Origin of the sequence: Chamaesiphon sp. OTE_8_metabat_110, assembly GCF_031382685.1 — a bacterium.
In the GTDB taxonomy this organism is placed as follows: Bacteria; Cyanobacteriota; Cyanobacteriia; order Cyanobacteriales; family Chamaesiphonaceae; genus Chamaesiphon.
Genome location: NZ_JANMZA010000429.1, coordinates 1 through 2378 on the forward strand (window position 1 = coordinate 1; position 2378 = coordinate 2378).

The following is a 2378-nucleotide window of genomic DNA, read 5'->3' on the forward strand; positions in this document are numbered from 1 at the left end:
GGATTGGTAAGGACTGATGCGGGCTTGGGTTCAGTGATGATTGACTCGCAGCCGCTGGCGGTGGCAATGTTGTCCGCCTGGTTATTTAAAGAGCGGATTGGCGCGATCGGGATTTGTGGCTTGGTGTTGGGCGTGCTCGGAATTAGTTGTATCGGTTTACCTGTGGAGTTGTTGAGTCAAATTTCGACTAGTGGCGCGAGTCAATTCGATCTATCGGGATTATTGGAGCGCGGCGAGTGGTTGATGCTCCTAGCTGCCCTCTCAATGGCCGTAGGCACGATCTTAGTCCCATTTGTCACCAAATATGTCGATCCGGTGATTGCAACGGGTTGGCACATGATTATCGGCGGGGTACCGTTGGCGATCGGTTCGTTGTATTGGGAGTCAAACCAATGGACGGCGATTACTGGGTATGATTGGATCTCGATCGCTTACTCGACGGTATTTGGCAGTGCGATCTCCTATGGGTTGTTTTTCTACTTTGCAGCCAAGGGCAATCTGACTAGTCTGAGTTCTTTGACTTTTTTGACTCCAGTATTCGCCTTATTATTCGGTAGTTTATTTTTAGGTGAAACTCTCGATTTACTCCAATGGTGTGGAGTTTGCCTGACACTAGTAAGTATTCTATTTATCAATCAACGGGACTATATCTGGAGTCAATTAACTGGCGTTCCGGTAACTACGGAAACCTCGCTACCAGTCGATGCAGCAGATCTGGCACCTTTGGAGACAAAAATTAGCGCTTATTCTGCGGAAGAATGAGATTGAACTAATCAATATTGCTCGTCAAACAATCTCTCCAAGCCTGTGGGTTTTGGAAATGCACATTATGACTGCAATTTGGCACGATCTTGAGGATTGCGTGCGGACACGATCGAGCTAGCTCTTGATTGATGTCTACAAATTTGCGATCGAGTGCCCCGACAATTAATGATATCGATTGCGGATGAACTTTTAACCTGTCGCCTAAGTACGGCTGATTTCCTAATCCAGCAAATTGCAAGGATTTAGATAGCTTGTGCGGTTTATTGGTAGCAATTCGCAGCTCGATTAACGATGGAAACTCTGGATGTTTATCGATACCAACAAATAGCGATTGTCGATACCAATCTCTGACAAAATCAGCAAATGGTTCGGTAGATAAGCGATCGATAATTTGGAGATCGCTGGCGATTCTAGCTTGTCGATCGATTTCAGTTGCTAAACCTGGAGAAGTTGATTCTAAGATTGCACGATCGAATCTATCTGGAAACTCTAGAGCGAGATACAATGCCAATCTACCGCCAAAAGAATAACCCGCGATCGCGCATCGATCGACACCCAAACTGTCTAATAACTCAATAATGCCGAGAGCCGTATTAACAAAATTATATCCATTTTCTTCATCAATAACTTCAGTTTTACCATGTCCGGGTAAATCGATCGCAAGGCAATTATATTGCCAGCTTAAGGATGCAATTACTTCTCGATAATCTTCACTACTGCCCATCCAGCCATGCAGTAGTAGCAATGGTGATAAATTCAGCGTGCTAGTTTGAGTATAATGCCATCGATACATGAGCAAAATAGATTAAAAAATTAGGGTGCCAATCTACGCCACCCTAATTAAATATAAAGGATTTTGAATCGAGACCGTTACTGCCATTACCCACGGAATAGACACCATTGCGATCGCCGAAAATAAATTTATCAGCACCACAACTAGTGAGTGTACCGACTTCACCAACGCCCCTCGCAGTGTTATTCGTCGTTACTTTCAATAACTCTTATCGCTTGACATTCTTAGATAATATGTATATACATATGATATGGCAGATCGAATACCCCAATCTCAACTTACTGGAGTGAGTCAAGTACCTGCAACCTGTATGGGAATGCACGTCCGTCGCGCTTCACGGATTATTACGCAGGTATATGATGCGGCATTACGCCCTGTGGGGTTGGTGTTGAGCCAATTTACCCTACTGGTTTGCATTAGTATGATGGAGTCTGCGCCGATTACTCACCTAGCGCAAGAGCTATATACCGATCAGACGACTTTAACTCGCAATCTCAAGCCACTAAAGCAACGGGGATTGGTGGCGATCGATCCGGGCGAGGATCGACGGGTCAAATTGGTTTCTCTCACAGTTGAAGGTCGATCGATCTTGGCTCAGGCACTGCCGTTGTGGGAGCAAGCACAAGCCCAGGTGATGCAACACTTCGTTGGCGTAGCCTCTCAGAATGAGAATCGACAGCAGTGGCAAACGTTGCTATCGCTATTATCCGATCTAAAAAATCTCAGCTAGCTTAAAAATTTATCAGAAACATGTATATACATATAAATCTTAGAGGATTAATCTGATGAAGCTCTACAGTGTTCCGCTGTCACCCTTTGC

The 2378-nt window shown here is 44.8% G+C and carries 4 protein-coding genes; 2 read left to right on the forward strand and 2 right to left on the reverse strand.

The genetic code is table 11. From position 1 onward, the window contains the following. The coding region (locus RMO52_RS15715; RefSeq protein WP_310415958.1) for a DMT family transporter at nucleotides 1-762 on the forward strand (762 nt) is incomplete at its 5' end. A gap of 7 nt (nucleotides 763-769) precedes the next feature. Here RMO52_RS15715 and menH read toward each other — a convergent pair. After that, nucleotides 770-1558, reverse strand: a complete 789-nt coding sequence (menH, locus tag RMO52_RS15720; protein ID WP_310415961.1) for a 2-succinyl-6-hydroxy-2,4-cyclohexadiene-1-carboxylate synthase — start codon at nucleotides 1556-1558, stop codon at nucleotides 770-772. A 43-nt stretch (nucleotides 1559-1601) separates the two neighbouring features. Further along, nucleotides 1602-1760, reverse strand: a complete 159-nt coding sequence (locus RMO52_RS15725) for a hypothetical protein (protein WP_309737815.1) — start codon at nucleotides 1758-1760, stop codon at nucleotides 1602-1604. 48 nt (nucleotides 1761-1808) lie between these two features. On the opposite strand from RMO52_RS15725, the gene RMO52_RS15730 reads away from it, so the two are divergent. Continuing rightward, nucleotides 1809-2288, forward strand: coding sequence for a MarR family winged helix-turn-helix transcriptional regulator (locus RMO52_RS15730; RefSeq protein ID WP_309737813.1), 480 nt, complete (start codon nucleotides 1809-1811; stop codon nucleotides 2286-2288). Nucleotides 2289-2378: the final 90 nt, after the last annotated feature.

Bases quoted from the DNA above. Each gene is read 5' to 3' on its own strand.
- menH (WP_310415961.1), bottom strand. From the start codon at position 1,558: ATGTATCGATGGCATTATACTCAAACTAGCACGCTGAATTTATCACCA.
- RMO52_RS15730 (WP_309737813.1), top strand. From the start codon at position 1,809: ATGGCAGATCGAATACCCCAATCTCAACTTACTGGAGTGAGTCAAGTA.